General features: G+C 62.4%; 10 protein-coding genes. 9 read left to right on the plus strand and 1 reads right to left on the minus strand.

What is annotated here, in order from left to right; translation table 11 throughout:
- Window positions 1-8 precede the first annotated feature (8 nt).
- The 7 genes from D8M36_RS00305 to D8M36_RS00340 all read left to right on the plus strand — a co-directional run bounded on the left by D8M36_RS00305 (window position 9) and on the right by D8M36_RS00340 (window position 9,802).
- The gene (locus D8M36_RS00305; protein WP_065248730.1) at window positions 9-1,034 is read left to right on the plus strand and encodes a 3-oxoacyl-ACP synthase III; all 1,026 of its coding nucleotides are present in this window, start codon (window positions 9-11) and stop codon (window positions 1,032-1,034) included.
- Window positions 1,028-3,691, plus strand: coding sequence for an alpha/beta fold hydrolase (locus D8M36_RS00310; protein ID WP_065247716.1), 2,664 nt, complete (start codon window positions 1,028-1,030; stop codon window positions 3,689-3,691). Before D8M36_RS00305 ends, D8M36_RS00310 begins: the two co-directional genes overlap by 7 nt.
- The gene (locus D8M36_RS00315) at window positions 3,688-4,668 is read left to right on the plus strand and encodes an NAD-dependent epimerase/dehydratase family protein (protein ID WP_065247717.1); all 981 of its coding nucleotides are present in this window, start codon (window positions 3,688-3,690) and stop codon (window positions 4,666-4,668) included. Before D8M36_RS00310 ends, D8M36_RS00315 begins: the two co-directional genes overlap by 4 nt.
- The gene (locus tag D8M36_RS00320) at window positions 4,661-5,329 is read left to right on the plus strand and encodes a vitamin K epoxide reductase family protein (RefSeq protein WP_065247718.1); all 669 of its coding nucleotides are present in this window, start codon (window positions 4,661-4,663) and stop codon (window positions 5,327-5,329) included. Before D8M36_RS00315 ends, D8M36_RS00320 begins: the two co-directional genes overlap by 8 nt.
- A 92-nt stretch (window positions 5,330-5,421) precedes the next feature.
- Window positions 5,422-6,264, plus strand: a complete 843-nt coding sequence (locus D8M36_RS00325; RefSeq protein WP_082991085.1) for a ComEA family DNA-binding protein — start codon at window positions 5,422-5,424, stop codon at window positions 6,262-6,264.
- On the plus strand, window positions 6,245-8,638 hold the full coding sequence (locus D8M36_RS00330; protein WP_126845839.1) for a ComEC/Rec2 family competence protein: 2,394 nt from the start codon (window positions 6,245-6,247) through the stop codon (window positions 8,636-8,638). Before D8M36_RS00325 ends, D8M36_RS00330 begins: the two co-directional genes overlap by 20 nt.
- 465 nt (window positions 8,639-9,103) lie before the next feature.
- Entirely contained in the window at window positions 9,104-9,802 is a 699-nt protein-coding gene (locus D8M36_RS00340) for a GntR family transcriptional regulator (RefSeq protein WP_161970170.1), read from the plus strand.
- A gap of 19 nt (window positions 9,803-9,821) precedes the next feature.
- On the opposite strand, the gene D8M36_RS00345 is transcribed toward D8M36_RS00340, so the two are convergent.
- Window positions 9,822-10,616: a sulfite exporter TauE/SafE family protein gene (locus D8M36_RS00345; protein ID WP_126845843.1), complete on the minus strand. Its 795-nt coding sequence runs from the start codon at window positions 10,614-10,616 to the stop codon at window positions 9,822-9,824.
- A gap of 108 nt (window positions 10,617-10,724) precedes the next feature.
- Here D8M36_RS00345 and holA point away from each other — a divergent pair, with 108 nt between their 5' ends.
- Together holA and D8M36_RS00355 are read left to right on the plus strand one after the other, a co-directional pair.
- Entirely contained in the window at window positions 10,725-11,714 is a 990-nt protein-coding gene (holA, locus tag D8M36_RS00350; RefSeq protein ID WP_126845845.1) for a DNA polymerase III subunit delta, read from the plus strand.
- Window positions 11,715-12,005: 291 nt separating this feature from the next.
- Window positions 12,006-15,668 carry a hypothetical protein gene (locus tag D8M36_RS00355; RefSeq protein ID WP_126845846.1) on the plus strand — a complete coding sequence of 1,221 codons (3,663 nt, stop codon included), beginning with the start codon at window positions 12,006-12,008 and terminating at the stop codon, window positions 15,666-15,668.
- Window positions 15,669-15,787: the final 119 nt, after the last annotated feature.

Genomic DNA, 15,787 nt, shown 5'->3' on the forward strand with positions numbered 1-15,787 from the left:
TAGTAGTGATTCCCAACACCGCGTTTGACCATAAAAACGCCGCCATTCTCTCCGTTTCCGCCGTGGAAGCTCAGGTTCCCGTCACTTCTGACTCGATCGACGAGATGCTTTCACCGGCCCGCAAGCGCTTGCGGTTGCCGAAGGGCACACTTCAGCGCGTCGCCGGTGTGTACGAGCGGCGATGGTGGAAAGATCCCGAGAACGGGTGGAAACAGGGTGCTGTGATTGCCGCTGAGCGTGCGATGGCGAGCGCGGGCATCACGCGCGAGGACATCGGGATCCTCATCAACGCTTCCGTTTCGCGTCAGCACCTCGAGCCGGCGATGAGTGCCCATATTCACGCGGCGCTCGGTATGCCCGCTTCGTGCATGAATTTTGACATCACGAATGCGTGCCTCGGCTTTGTTAATGCGATGACCCTCGCCGCCGGGCTCATCGACGCCGGTCAAATCGACTACGCACTCATCGTGGGCGCGGAGGATGTTGAAGAGGTGCAGCGACGCACCATCGCGCGCCTCAACGACAAGAACTCGACCCGCCAGGATTTCAATAACCAGTTTGCGTCGCTCACGCTCGGTTCGGGCGCTGCCGCGGCTGTCGTGGGACGCTTCGATAAGCACCCGGATGGCCACCGGATCGTGCACACGCAGACGCGCGCGGGCACCGAGCATCACGAGCTGTGCATCGGCAATATGGACGACATGCGTACCGATACGGCTGGTCTGCTCGAAAACGGCCTCGAGCTCGTGACGCAAACGTGGCGCGCCGCCGAAGAAAGCGGTCGCGAATATTCGAATAAGCAGTGGTACATCACCCATCAGGTGTCGATGGTGTACACGCGTGCGTTCGCGAAGGCCATGGGAATCAACCCTGAGATCATTCCGGTGACGTTCCCCGAACTTGGCAACATTGCCGCCGAGGCCGTTCCGCTTACGCTTGCCCTCAACCAAGACCGTTTCGCGAAGGGTGATGAGCTGCTGCTCCTCGGCGTAGGCTCGGGCCTCAACACCGCGATGATGGAGGTGCAGTGGTGAGCGCCAAGGACTTCCACGATGTACAGGACGTTCCCGACCTTCCCGGAGTGCAGCCTGAACTGCACCACACCCTTGAGGTGCGTGATTCGTTTGGCGATGTGCGCCGTTGGCACTACCTCGACAATGCCCGCCAGCTAGAGGAGCGAGGCGTCGAGCCCCGTGGCACGCTTCTGTGCGTGCACGGCAATCCCACCTATTCCTTCCTGTATCGCAGCCTGTTCAACGAGGAGATGCTCGCATCCGGCTGGCGCGTCGTTGCCGTTGATCAGCTTGAGATGGGGTACTCGGAGCGCACGGGTCACGAGCGCCGCCTTCAGGATCGCATCACCGATCTCTCGCTTTTCACGGATGCGCTCGGCCTTGCGGGCAATGTCGTGACGGTGGGTCATGATTGGGGCGGCATCGTCTCGATTGGTTGGGCACTCGATAATCGCCACGACGTGATCGGCATGATTCTCACGAACACCGCGATTCACCAGAAGCTCGGCGAATCGCTGCCGGCCTCGCTTCAGCTCGCGACCGCGCCTGGCTTCTTACCGTTCTCGACCTCGCGCACCGACGCTTTCCTCCGCACGACCGTCAATCTTTCCAAGCCGCCGCTGCCTCGCGAGGTGCGCGAGGGCTACTACGCTCCGTACCGTGGGAAGGCGCGCCGTCGCGGAATTGAAACCTTTGTGGCCGATATCCCGGCGAGTGCAGAACACCCGTCGCGCGCGACCTTGGAGCGTCTTGCCGAAGGTCTCAAGAGCATGGCCGTTCCGACCCTCATGGTGTGGGGGCCGCGAGATGTCGTGTTCTCGGACCGCTACCTGCGTGATCTTCTCGAACGTGTACCGCACGCGGATGTGCATCGCTTCGAGGGTGCGTCGCATCTTGTGTGGGAGGACGCGCCCGTTGCGGGTGTCGTGAGTCGCTGGCTCGATGAGCGTCTCGTCAAGGGCGAAAATCTGCGCGAGCGTTCCGTGTCGACCTACGCTGAGCAACCCGAATATCAACGCCTCGGATCTCTCATCACGGAGCGTGCGAGCGATCCCGCAACGGCCTTTGAACCCGCGGTCGTGGAGATGCTCGCCGAAGGGCCGCGAACGATTACGTGGAGCCTGCTTGAAAAGCGCGTCTCGCAGCTCGCGAGCGGCATGCGCGCGCACGGAATCAAGGCGGGAGATCGCGTAAGCGTTCTCGTCACCCCGGGCGCTGACCTCACCGCCGTGTTGTACGCGTGTTTGCGTATCGGCGCGGTCGCGGTCGTCGCCGATGCAGGCCTCGGCATTAAGGGCCTGACCCGGGCGATCGTGGGTGCGCACATCGACTACGTCGTGGGTATCCCCACGGCTCTCGCGGGGGCGCGGGCACTCGGTTGGCCGGGCGAACGCCTTTCGGTGCGCACACTCCCCACGATTGATCGCACCGTTTTTGGCGTCAGTACGTCGATTGACGAGCTTATGCGCGAGGGGGAGCAGATCCATGCGCTGGGCGGCGGGGATGACACCGCGGATATTGATCCGGATGCGGATGCGCTCGTGTTGTTCACGTCTGGTTCCACAGGGCCCGCGAAGGGTGCCGTGTACACGCACCGCCAGGCGAGCGCGATGTTTGCGGCCGTTGGCGACACGCTTCAGCTTCGCCCGGAGCGCGGCCTGGTTGCCGGCTTCGCGCCGTTTGCTCTGCTCGGGCCGGCTCTTGGTGCGCCGAGCATCGTGCCTGAGATGGATGTGACACGACCGGGAGAGCTCACGGCTAGCGCCCTCGCCGATGCCGTTGATGAACTCGGTTCGCCCGCGGTCTTCACCGCGCCGGCGGCGCTCCAGAACATTATCGATACCGCAGGTGATCTCAACGACCGCCAGCGCGAAGCGCTTTCGCGTGTGCCGAGCTTCTTTAGCGCCGGCGCGCCGATCCCGGCGCCTCTTCTTCGCGCGCTACGCGATGTGTTGCCGAATGCGCACTCGTACTCGCCGTATGGCATGACCGAGTGTCTCGCGGTTGCCGCGATTGATCTTGAGGGAATCGAATCCGCAGGCGAGGGCAGCGGTGTGTGCGTGGGCGGGCCCGTACCACGCGTGGAGCTTGCAATTGCACCGCTTGAGTCCGACGGTTGCGCAGCCTCGACTGTGACGACAGAGCCAGGCGTCGCTGGCGAGATCATGGTGCGCGCTGCGCACGTTCGCGACCGCTACCTCATGTTGTGGGATACGACCCGCGAGTCGATGCGCTGCGAGGGCTACCACGCGACGGGCGATGTTGGCCAACTTGATGCCGAGGGGCGTCTTTGGGTCGAGGGCCGCCTCGCCCACGTGCTGACCACCGCGGCGGGCCCCGTGACTCCCGTGCAAATTGAGAAGGCCGCGGAAAGCCTCGAGTTTGTGCGCCGCGCGGGTGTGTGCGGTGTGGGCCCTTCGGGCACCCAGCAGGTAGTGGTCATCTATGAGGATCCCGCGACGTTCCGCCCGGGCAAGGGCCAGACGCCGAAGCCTGCGACCCCGGAGCGTCAGGCTGCGATTCGTGAAGCGGTTGAGGCAGCGACCGGCATCGCCGTGACCGCCGCTTTTGAGACGACAACGCTCCCCACCGATATTCGCCATAACTCGAAGATCGAGCGGGCGCGTCTCGGAGCGTGGGCCGAGCGTGAACTTGCCGGTGAAAGGAGCGCGCTGTGAAGGTTCTCGTGACCGGTGCGAGCGGCATGCTCGGCGGTGAAGTAGCAAAGCGGCTCCGCGATGCAGGCCATGAGGTGAGCGCGTTTCAGCGCCGCCCCGCTGGGATCGACGGCGTCAAGGACGTGTGCGGTTCGCTCACCGAAGCGGCTGATGTGCGACGCGCCGTTGACGGTCACGATGCAGTCGTGCACCTCGCTGCCAAGGTCTCGATCTCGGGCCCCGAAGAGGAGTACCGCGCCGTCAATATCGATGGCACCCGCAACGTCGTGAATGCACTTCGCGCGCAGGGCGGCGGAAAGCTCGTGAACACCTCTTCGCCGTCGGTCGCACACTTTGGCGAGGCGATCGTCGGACTCGACGCGACCGCCCCCGAACCCACGCGCGCCCGCGGGCCCTACGCCCGTACCAAAGCCGCCGCCGAGCTCGTGGCGATGGAGGCTGACGGCAGCGATGGTATTCTCGTGACGACTTTGCGCCCGCATATCGTGTGGGGGCCTGGCGACACGCAACTTGTTGAGCGCATCGTCGAGCGTGGCCGCAAAGGCACCATGCCTCTCCTTGACCGCGGTATGGCGCTCATTGACACGACGTACATCGACAACGCCGCGGAGGCGTTCGTGGCAGCTCTCAACCGCATCGAGCACGTGCATGGCGAGAGCTTCGTGATCACGAATGGCGAGCCGCGCACCGTTCGCGACTTCGTAGTGGGGCTGTGCGACGCCGCAGGCGTCTCACGCCCACGGATCACGGTTCCCGGCCCTGCTGCGCGGATTGCCGGTCGCGTCATCGAGAAGGTGTGGGAGCTTCGCCCAGGTTATGATGAGCCGCCCATGACCGAGTTCCTCGCGGAGCAGCTTTCGACCGCGCACTGGTTTGATCAGCGCCGCACATGCGAGCGTTTGCAGTGGAAGCCGCGCGTAAGTATGGACGAGGGCTTCGCGAACCTCAAGGTATACTACGATAAGCAGCGTGACTGAAGATTTAACCATCTCCTCCGCTCATGATGCGGAGATTGCTGCCATTGATGCCGAGATTCGTGCCGAGCGGGATGCGAAGCCTCGCGCGTCGAGATTGACCGTAGGGCTCGTGTTGGTGCTCGGATCGACTCTTGGCCTCATCGCGTCTTTCGCGCTCATGCAGGATAAACTCGCGATTCTTGAAGATCCGAACGCGTCGCTGGCCTGCGATATCAACCCGTTCATTTCGTGCGGGACGTTCCTCCAAACATGGCAGGGGCAAACGTTCGGCATGCCCAACATGTACCTCGGCTTTTTCGGCTTTTCGATCATGGGGGTTGTGGGGGCGCTTCATCTTTCGCGCGTCGAGCTTCCGCGATGGTTCCAGTGGGCGACCTTCGGTGGGCTTGCCTTTGCCTTTGCTTTCGTGCTGTGGCTCTCGAGCAACGCGCTGTTCGCGATTCGCGCGCTGTGCCCGTGGTGTCTCGTTGTGTGGGTTGTGGTGGCGCCCATGTTCTTCTCCTTCGTGGCTTTCCTCGTTGAGGAGAACGTGATTGAGGTGAGGGGGCCGGTGCGCGCTGTACTGCGCTCATGGGTTGTGCTTTCGCTTGCGTGGTACGCGCTCGTGATTATTACGGCGTTCTTCGTATTCCTTCCTGAGTGGCAGGCGATGTTTTTCTAGTCCTGCTGCGCTTCTGCCTCCACATGCCCCGGTTATCCCCAGCGGATGGCCGGGCTATTTTCATGGTCGTTTCTTGTTTTTAGTGTGAGGCTATGAACACTGACACGGGGCGCGAGGGGCGGCATCGCGCGGACATCAACGGGAGCACGGGCACGCGCTCGTGGGACGAGATCGAGGAATGGTCCCGCGAGAGTTCGGGGGAACGCAGAGGGTTTCGATGGTCAGCGCTCAAGGAGCCTCGAGTGCTCCTCGGCATTCTCACGGCGGGTGCACTCGCCCTCGGCGGTGCCCACATGGCGACATCGATGACACCACGTGAGGACACGGTTGCCGTCAATGAGGAGGCGCCACCGGGACCGCCGCACTCCACTAGTTCGCCGCGGGACTTCGCGAGTGCAGCGCCCACGGCCTCAAGCCCTCCCGCAATTGTGGGCGGTGCAGCCCAGCCCGTAGCCTCGCCAGAGGCGCCGCACACCATACTCGTTCATGTTGTGGGAGCCGTGAAGGATCCTCGCGTTGTGGAACTTCCCGCCGATTCCCGCGTAGGGGAGGCACTCGAAGCGGCGGGTGGCGCCACGGATGAAGCTGACCTCAGCCGGCTCAATCTCGCACGAGTGGTGAGTGACGGTGAGCAGGTGTTCGTTCCGCGCCAAGGTGAGGATATTCCCGCAGGGCTACCCGCTCCTTCGCCGCAGCAAGGTGCAACACCCGGTGACTCCACGGGAGAGAACCCTTCGGATCACGGACTCCTCAACATCAACACCGCCACGGAAAGCGAGCTTGAAGAACTTCCCGGCGTGGGGCCCGCCATCGCGTCCCGGATTGTTGAACATCGCACCACAAACGGCGCCTTCACGAGTATCGAACAGCTCCAAGACGTCAAAGGGATTGGTCCCGCGATCTTCGAGAAACTTCGTGAACGCATCACCGTGTGACGCTCTCGGCGCTGGAGTCGGCGGTTTCGGCGAGAAGCCCGTTCGGGGTTTAAGCCTTATCCCTCACGCTGTGGTGGTATGGCCCGCGACGATTGCAGGGGTTGCCTTCGGCCCCGTTGTTCTGCTCGCCGTGATCCTCCCGGGCCTCCTCATGCTCATGGTTCGCGATAGGCGCGTGCGGGCACACGCCCTCCTTGCCGTTGCTCTCGGGGCGGCGATCGCCGGGCCGGTCGGGCGTGCGCACGCCGCGGAGCTGAGCCTCGACGAGGCGCTCTCGATAAGAAACGTCGTGACCGAGGTGCAGGTCGCTCTTGGCGAGCAACCGTCGGAACCCAGGAAAACACGCGCATGGGATACGGCACGCGCCCGCGCATCCGCTCGGCCTGTGACGCCGACGATTTCGGTGGGAGCGGGGAAGCAGGAGCTTCCTGGCAACGGACGCATTGTGTTGACGTGGAGCGAGAAGACGCGCGGGGAAAATCCGTTTTCGCTTGCACGGGGCGAGATTCTCACGGCGCGGGGCTACGCTGAACGGGACGGTTCGACCCTTTTCCTCGACGTCACCGAGTGGGAGCGATCGAAGGTCGCGAATGAGAAGAATGAGGGATTTGCGTCACGAATAGGGCGCTTCCTCGAAGACTGGCGCAACGCACGCAAGGACCTCGTGCGCGAGACATCGGCATTCCTCCCGCTAAATGAATCCGCGCTCGTGGTAGGCATGACGCTTGGCGACGTGACCGGGCTTGACAAAGACACGAAGGATGCCATGGCGACTTCGGGTCTCACCCACCTCGTTGCCGCCTCGGGCGCAAACATCGCGCTAACCTACGCGTTTGTCACTCTGCCGCTTCTCGCGTTCGGCGTGCGACGCAAGGCGAGGGTAGTCGCGGGTGCGGTGGGAATCGTCGTGTATGTCGCTGCCGTGGGATCCGAACCTAGTCTGCTGAGAGCCGCGCTCATGGCCGTGCCCCTCATGATTGGTCGCTACTGGGGATTTCGCACCCCAGCCGTGAACGCCCTCGCTCTCACCGTACTCACATGGTGCCTCCTTGACCCTTCACTCGTGGGGGAAGTGGGATTCGTGCTGAGCGTCGGGGCCACGTGGGCGATCCTCGCTCTCTCAGTTCCACTCGCGGATGTCCTCCAGCAGGTCAGCGGTGGGCGAATCTCGCGGAATCTTGCGCTCGTGCTTGCCGTTCCGACGGTTGCCCAGGCTGCGTGTACTCCCGTCTTGCTTTTGCTCGCTCCCGAAACTTCCGTGTGGGCGGTACCTGCCAATATCGCTGCCGAAATTGTTGTGGCTCCCGCGACCGTGGTGGGGTTCGCGGGCATTCTTGTCGCGCACGTCTGGCCGCCGCTGGCGATGCCGTTTTTCGCCGTCTCCGGGGCAGGCGCACACATCCTTGTGCTCATCGCGCAGGTAAGTTCCTCACTTCCGGGTGCGCATATTGCTCTTCCTGTCGGTGCAACAGGGGCGCTGACCGTGGCTGGGGTGATTGTGCTTGTGGGTCTCACGCTATGGCTTCGCAAGCGGAGAGAAGTGCGCCTCGCGATTGCCTTCGTTGTGATCGTTCTTCTCGTGGTTGGTGGCTCACGGATCGTGAGTCACGACGCGGGGGACTGGGATGTCGTGATGTGCGACGTGGGGCAAGGCGATGCCATGCTCGTGCGCGCGGGCGAGCACACGGTGCTCATCGATACGGGACCCGACCCGGCAAAGCTCGCGAGTTGCCTCGATCGGGCCAGCGTAGAGTCGATCGATCTTCTCGTCGTGACCCACCCTCACGCCGACCACGACGGGGGTATCCCTGCACTTGAGGGGCAGTGGGCACCAGAGAGTGCATGGGTGTGCCCTCTGGATACATCTACGGAACCCAAACTCCCGCGTGCTGAGGTGGAAGCGGTGCTCGCACCCCGCACGGAAACCCTGGGGGCGCTTTCCCTCGAGGTTGTGTGGCCGCGCTCAGCCGAGGAAGCGCGAGTCGTTGGTGCTGGCGAGGGTGGGGGAGAGGAGTCCGCGCTTAATGACTGTTCAATTTCGATGCTTGTGAAGGCGCCCGGATGGAGCGCCTTGACGCTAGGGGATCTAGAGCCAAATGCGCAAGCTAGCCTTGCGCGTTCGGGGGTCGTGGAACCCGTTGAGTTCGTTAAGGTTGCGCATCACGGTTCCCGGCGGCAGGCGCCCGAGCTTTATGAGCGCTCGCGAGCCGCACTCGCCGTCATCGGTGTTGGTGAGAACACCTTCGGGCATCCGCATCCACGAACGCTCACGATGCTTGAGCGGCAAGGGGCGGTGCTGAGGCGCACCGACACGGACGGAATGCTGGCCTTTGAGCGCACCCCGGAAGGGTGGAGGGTTGTCCCATTGCCATGAGTATGCATACAAAAGATCTCAAGATGTGAACCAAGTCGACGCACTCGATGTCACCCTTCAGGTCGTATACAAAGCTTCGGGGAGGTGCCTCGAAAGCTCCTCTGAAGGGGGCTCCGGGATGAAGCGCAGAACGGTACTTAGCGCAGGCCTCGTGGCGTTCGTCGGCGCGGGGTGCGTCCCACGCCAAAGTCTCGAAGATCCACCGGAGCGGCCCGACATTGTGGACAGTAATTCCACGGGACAGAGCTTTCGCAATGGTGGCGATCTCGCCATGGCTCTCTCAGCAGAACCCGACAAGCTTGACCCCGCGACCTCGCGGTGGTGGCGAATCTCGCGGATCACGTTGCCGTGATGAGGTCCGGAAAGCTCGTGGAAATGGGCCCGGTGTACGATGTCGTGCGAAACCCCCCCAACATGAGTACACCCGGGGGTTGCTCGATGCCGTCCCCGGAAGGGAGTTCATGCGTGTCTGACGCCGCGGCGAAGACCGTGACCGCCACTCTCCGTAAGCGAATTATTGCCGCCCAGTATCAGGCTGGCACGCCGCTTCGCGAGGTAGCGCTCGCAAAGGAGTTCGAGTTCTCCCGCGTTCCCATCCGTGAGGCGTTGCGCATTCTCACAGCCGAAGGTTTCGTGGAGACGCGGGCAAACGTCGGATCCCGCGTGGCCCACCCACCCTTTGATGACGCGCGCGAGCTGTTTGACCTGCGCATCACTCTCGAGACCTCCCTCGTGCATGATGCTGCCGCCAATTTTGCCGAGTTTTCCGCGCCCGGCGCCGCCCATGTGGAACGTTCGCGCCGTCTGTGCACGGAAATTGAGGAAGCCCTCGCGCAGGGGGATCAAGCCTTCGCGAACCGCGATGGTGCGGGAATCGCCGAGGCCAATCTTCGCGTGCACCAGGGGCTCGCGGATCTCGCCATGCGCCCGGTTCTCAGCAACATTCTTCAACAGATTGGGGGGCGTGTGGAGTGGCTTCACAGCGCCCACCACGGGTTCACGCTCACTCGCGACACGTCCGCGTGGGACCAGCACAAGCGGATCTACGAACTTGTGCGAGCAGGAGAGGCGAAAAAGGCGCAAACGCTCATGGGCGAGCATCTCAAGGCCTCGCGCGATTCTTTCCTCGCGAGTCTCGCCAAACTCGCGGACGAGGATCGTTAGACCGTAACCGCCTCAGAATTCACACGAATTGGCGCACGAGAGCGACGAGCGCTACGACGACGATCGTTGCACGCAAAACAGAGTTCGGTAGGCGCTTTGCGACGTGTGAACCCACGTACCCCCCGATCATTCCGCCGAATGCGAGGATGGCGACTCCAGCCCACCACACGTGTGCGTCGAAAAAGACAAAGGCGACGAGGTACACGAGCGCCGCGGTCGCGTTTACATACAACTGCATGAGGTTCTTGACGGGGTTGACGTCCTTCATGCTGCGCGAGGTGGTGATACCGAGGATGCCCATGTAGAGCACGCCCTGGGCGGCGGTGAAATACCCGCCGTAGATTGCTGCGGCGCCCATGGGTGCCACGAGCCACGGGCTTTCGTATGCCGCCCCCACGGGACCTGTGGGCTCACTCGGCTCTGTCTCTCGTCGTTTTTTGAGCCATGCCGTGAGGGAAGGCTGGCCGATCACGAGGATGAGCGCAACGATGATGAGAATGGGGACGACAATATCGAGTGCGCGTGAGGGGGAGAGCAGCAGCAGGATTGAGCCGGCGCTTGCACACAGAATAGTCGTGATCGATAGCGGGGCGAGGTGAGCTTTTTCCGCGGCGATTTCCTTGCGGAAGCCGAGCACCGAGGCGATCGTGGCGAATGACATGCCGATCGTATTGGTGCGAACGGCGACGCCGGGTGGAACTCCGAGTGCGAGGAGCACCGGGAGCGTGAGGAGAGACCCGGAGCCCACGGCGGCGTTGACGATGCCCGCGAGTATGCCCATGACGAACAGGAGCAACACGCTCAGGATCTCCACGCGACCCACCTCCGAAGCTTTGTATACATAGAAACGATAGGCGTTACGCTAGCCGGTTGATGGCGCGTAGACGCGGGATGTTCGCCCTGTGGTCGATAGACTCTCCCCATGGCCGAAGTCCAGTGGCACAGTATCGAACCCGCGCCCGTTGTGCTCATCGCGGGCAAGGAGGCGCTCCTCGCCCAGCGCGCGCTTGAACGCATCGTCGACCTCAGTCGCGAACGCCATGCGGACCTTGAGGTTCACCGTTTCATTTCGACTGAGATCACGAAGAGTGACCTGCTCCAATACACGGCACCCTCGCTGTTCGGCGAGCCACGCCTCGTCATTATCGACGAGGTGACACGCGGCGCGGAGCCTCTCATCAACGCTCTTCTGGAATACGTGAAGAGCCCCGAGCAAGATGTCACGCTCGTGCTCATTAACCGGGGGGATCAACGTGCCAAGAAGCTCCTCGACGCCGTCAAGAAGTCGGGAGCACCATGGGTCAATGCAGCCGAGATTAAAACGCCGAAGGCGAAGATGACGTTCGCCATGAGCGAGTTTTCACGCGCACGACGCCGCGTCAATTCCGATGCCGTCAAAGCGCTCGTTGATGCATTCGGCACCGACCTCATGGAACTCGCGGCCGTCAGCACCCAGCTCATGCGTGACACCGAGCCAGAATCGGGGCAGCAGGCCGGTCCAATCACGCTCCGCCACGTGGAGGCACTCACGGCGGGGCGTGCGGAAACCACGGGGTTTGCGATTGCCGACGCCTGCCTCGCCGGCAAAGAGCGTGAAGCGCTCGTGCTTCTTCGCCAGGCGGAACTCTCGGGCCTTTCTCCCGTGGCTATCGTGGCGACGATCGTGCGTAAGGCTAGGCAGGTTGCGCAGGTAGCGATTCCTGGCGCGACGGCGAAGAGCGTGGGCATGCAGGATTGGATGTTCCGCAACAACGCTCAGCTCGCGCGGCACTACTCGGATCGAGCCCTCGCCTCGGTGTTTGAGTCACTCGCGAAGGCTGACGCTGCCGTCAAAGGCAATGATCGCGACCCGATGTGGGCACTTCAACGCCTTATCGTTGAGATCTCGCGTGCGAAGAGGGGGCGGGCATGAATCGTTTCGACTGGCGAACCGCTTTGTGGGTGGTAGGTGGTGCGCTTCTCACCCTTCTTCTCGTCCTGTCGTTTGCGAAGGACCTCGTAGCGCAACTTCATGCCATCCTCGGTTGAGCGAACCGCCGATTCCGTGTCTCATTGGGACTTAGGGCTCTGGCGTCGCGAATAATCTCGAGGTTCCCCCTCACGCTCAATAACACTTTGATAACTCTTGTGGAGGGCCTCTACTGGCACGCGCATAACAGTGGTATCCATAAGGTGGTTTGTTTTCCCACCGGAGGTTACCCCCATGCCGAACCGCTCTGCCGCTTCCCCTCGCCACCGTGCTTTCAACGCTGGCATTGGCGCCCTTGCCGTCACGTCACTTCTCGCTCCCGCAGCTGCCATCGCCGCCCCCGCCGAGGCCGACCCTGCTGCACACGTCGGTACCGAAACGCCCGAGGCACCCGCCCCTGAGAGCGTCGATATCCCGGAAACTGATGGTGATTCCGCCCCTGAGCGCAGCCTCGAGGAGCAGATCGCCGATGCGAAGGTCGACGTCGAGAAGGCTACCGAGGCGCGCGATGTAGCTAGCGGCGAGCTCGCTGTTGCGCAGAAGGATCTCGAGGCGATAACTGAGGAGAGGGCGGCCGCTGAGGAGTCCAAGGCTGCTGCGGCGCAGAAGCTGCAGGGGGAGATTGATCGCGAGATTGCCGAGGCTCAGGCCGCGGATCAGGCTGCTGCGGAAGAGTTCGATCAGGTGACCGTTGCCATGGAGCAGGCCCTGGCCGAGAAGGAGGCCGCGGACAAGGCTCTCGCCGACGCGCAGGCAGAACTGGAGAATGCGCAGGCGACTCTTGGTGCTGCCGAATCGACCACGCCCGAGACCGCGGCCGAGGATCTTGCCAAGGCTGAGGAAAACGCCGCCGCTGCCGAGCAAGCGTTGACCGAAGCCCAATCACAAGTCGACGAAGCGCAAAAGGCCGCCGATGAAGCTGCCACGAAGGTGAGCGACGCCGAAGCCGCAAAGGCCGAGGCCGAGCAATCCCTCACGAAAGCTCAAGAGGAACAAAAAGCCGCTCAGTCGCGTGTCAATGACGCCCAGGCGCGCAAGGACGAAGCCGATTCGCGCGTCGCTGAGCTCGAAACGGCGAGCGGGACCGACACTACTGAAGCTAAGGCAGAGCTCGACAGCGCCGTGGCTGCCCGCGACACCGCGCAGAACGAATTGAGTGCGGCAAATGCCGCGCTTGCGGAGGCAAACACTGCCGTTGAGAACCAGCAGAATGCAGTCAAGACGGCAAAGAGTGAGCTTGAGAAAGCACAGGAAGCGGCGAACGAAGCTGAGAATGCTGTCACTACGGCGCAAAGCAACCTCTCCAGTTTAGAGAGTCAGCGTGATCAAGCCCAGGAACAGCTCGACGATGCGACTGCTGCTCTTAAGACTGAACAGAACAAAACAGCGAGCCTTGAGACCAAGAAGGATGCTGATGGTAGGGCACTTTCTGCAGCGCAACAAAAGGTGGAGGAGGCTCAGGCTGCGGTAACGACGGCCCAACAGAACGTGGCTGAGGCGGAAAAGTCACTGAAAGAAACGGCCGTCACCTACCCGAAGATTGCACGTGGCTTCTACGAATGGATGAAGGGCCAGGGGTATACAGAGTCGGCCACCATGGCGCTTGAGATTCTTGATGACAAAACTACGGTTTCGCCAGCGGAGAAAGAGGATGGAAGCCCCGTTGATTCTCGGGTGGTCACTTCCCTAACGAACGAGGACGACGCCAACGATGCGACGAGCCTTAAGAACATGCTGGCCTCCGTCAAGTGGATGAAGGAAGCAAACCGCTTGCGGAAGGATGTAGAGAAACTGCCGGAGGCGCAAGTGAGCCTGCGACTCATGGCGGTGTCTCAGGTGAAAGCCAACTGGTCCCAAGAGCACACGTTGAAACATTCGAATGTTTTTGGTGCAGGAGAAAATCTCGCGTGGGGCTGGGAAAGCTTCGATCCCTATGGCACTACCTCGCGTCAACGCCCTTACTACATGCCCGGTACGGAGGTTGACGGTCAAAAGCAGTACGAAGCCGCTATGGCCAAAGTTAAGGCTGGTCAAACTCCAGACGTCAATGATTTGCCTCAGGGGTGGTTCTGGCTCGAAAAATTTGTGCTCAAATCGCAGCAGGAGTATGGCTTTGATTTCAAGGCAAAATATCCGCAGGTGGGTAGCGCCACAGGGCACTACAGATTGATTGCTGATATGAATTCTGGCGCCAAGATTGTGGCCATGGGATATGGCCTCAATACGGATGCCAATGAGGTGGACGGGTTCAATTTCGCAGAAACGCATAGCCTCGGCATGGCGGCTGGTTACGGAAAGACACCAACGGGTTGGGCCATTAGCGAAGCGGAGTCCAAAGAGCTCATGAGCGTCGACCGCTTCGAGGAGCTTCTGAAGCAGTATGAGGGTCTCACTGAACAACCAGCGGTTGCGACCCCGGACGCGAAGGCCAACCTGGATGCCGCTCAAGCTGAGTTGAAGGACGCCGAAGAGCGTTTGGCTCAGGCAATGCGCGCTAGTGATCAGGCAGCGGCGAATGCCAATACGTCCGCGGATGCGCTCGCAAAGAATACGACTGCTATCGCGGATCTGAAGAAGGACCTGGAAGAATACTCAAACAAGCGCGATGAGCTCGCCGTGAAGGTTGAGGAGGCGAAGCAGGCTCTCACCGCGGCGGAAGAGGCGCTCGATCCGGCTCAAAACGCCCTTCAGCAGGCGCAGCAGGTTCACGCTACGGCTGAATCGGATTTGAAGCAGCTTGAGGCTGATACGCAAGCCAAGCAGCAGGCCGTAGCCCAAGCACAGAAGGCCTACGATGATGCCGAGGCTCGCGTGAAGGAGGCTCAACTAGCCCTCGCCGACCTCGCGAACGGCACGGAGCTCGGCAACGCTCGCGCAGCGGCCGCAGCGGCCGACCAGGAACTTTCCGAAGCGAAGCAGGCACTGTCGAATGCCGAGGCTGCGGTCGTCTCCGCACAAGCAGAAGCCACGAACGCCGCCAATGTTCTTGCGGATACTGAGAATGCCAAGGCAGAGGCTGACAAGGCCCTTGCGGAGGCGAAGGCGCCCATTGCTGAGCTCGAGGAGGCGAAGGCTAGCGCCGACGTCGCGCTCGCCGCGGCACCGGCCCAGAACACGAACCTCGCCGATGCGAAAGCCGCTGTCGCCGCCGCATCCGAGAACCTGGATAGGGCTCAGGCTGCTTCCGAGAATGCCGCGGAGACGTACAACGCCGCAGTTGCCGCTGTGGAGCCGGCCAAGACTAAGCGCGACGCTGCTGCAACGGCACTCGCCGCGGCCAAGGCTCTCACGTTTGACGGCGTTGTCGCTGACGGCGTTGACGAGGCTGCGTACGCCGAGGTTGCAGCAGCACGCGCGGCCTATCTGGCGGCAGAGGCGGCTCTTAACGACGCTCGAGCCGCTGTTGCTCCTGCCGAAAATGCGGTGGCCGAGGCAAAGGCGGTGCTCGGTATGGCCGAAGCGCAGCTTGCAGCCGCAGAGGCGGAACTCGCACGCCTTGAAGCACTGGTCGCACCAGAAGCCCCTGGTACTGACGAACCCGGCACGGAAGAGCCCATCTCCGATGGCACTGGCGACGACAGTTCCAATGGCGGTGGCGAGGAGGGTGCTGAGCATCCTGCGGCCGGAGACGAAGGGCAGGTCAGCGAGGAAGTAGACGATGCGCCTGGAGATAGTGCCGCTGCGGGCCAAGGCGCCGGCGATGAGCGAACCACGCGGGATGGAAAGCGCCACCCCTCGTACACCGTGATCGAGAGTGATCATCATGCACGCCTGGACGCGCTTCCACGTACCGGCTTTGGCGCTGCGGGTCTCGCAGGTCTCGCAGCCCTCAGCATGATCAGCGGTGCGGGCCTCGCCGCGCGGAGCGGCTCTGGCCGTCGCGCACGCCGCGATTAAGCAAACGCTGCGAACGCGACGCTGACGAAGGGCGCGCCCCGGTGGTTGCCATCCGCAACTGCCGGGGTGCGCTCGCATTTAAAGCGGCCAGCCGTCGGACTTCACGCCGCTAAAGAGGC

Source organism: Dermabacter sp. HSID17554, from assembly GCF_003989295.1.
Lineage (GTDB): Bacteria > Actinomycetota > Actinomycetes > Actinomycetales > Dermabacteraceae > Dermabacter > Dermabacter vaginalis.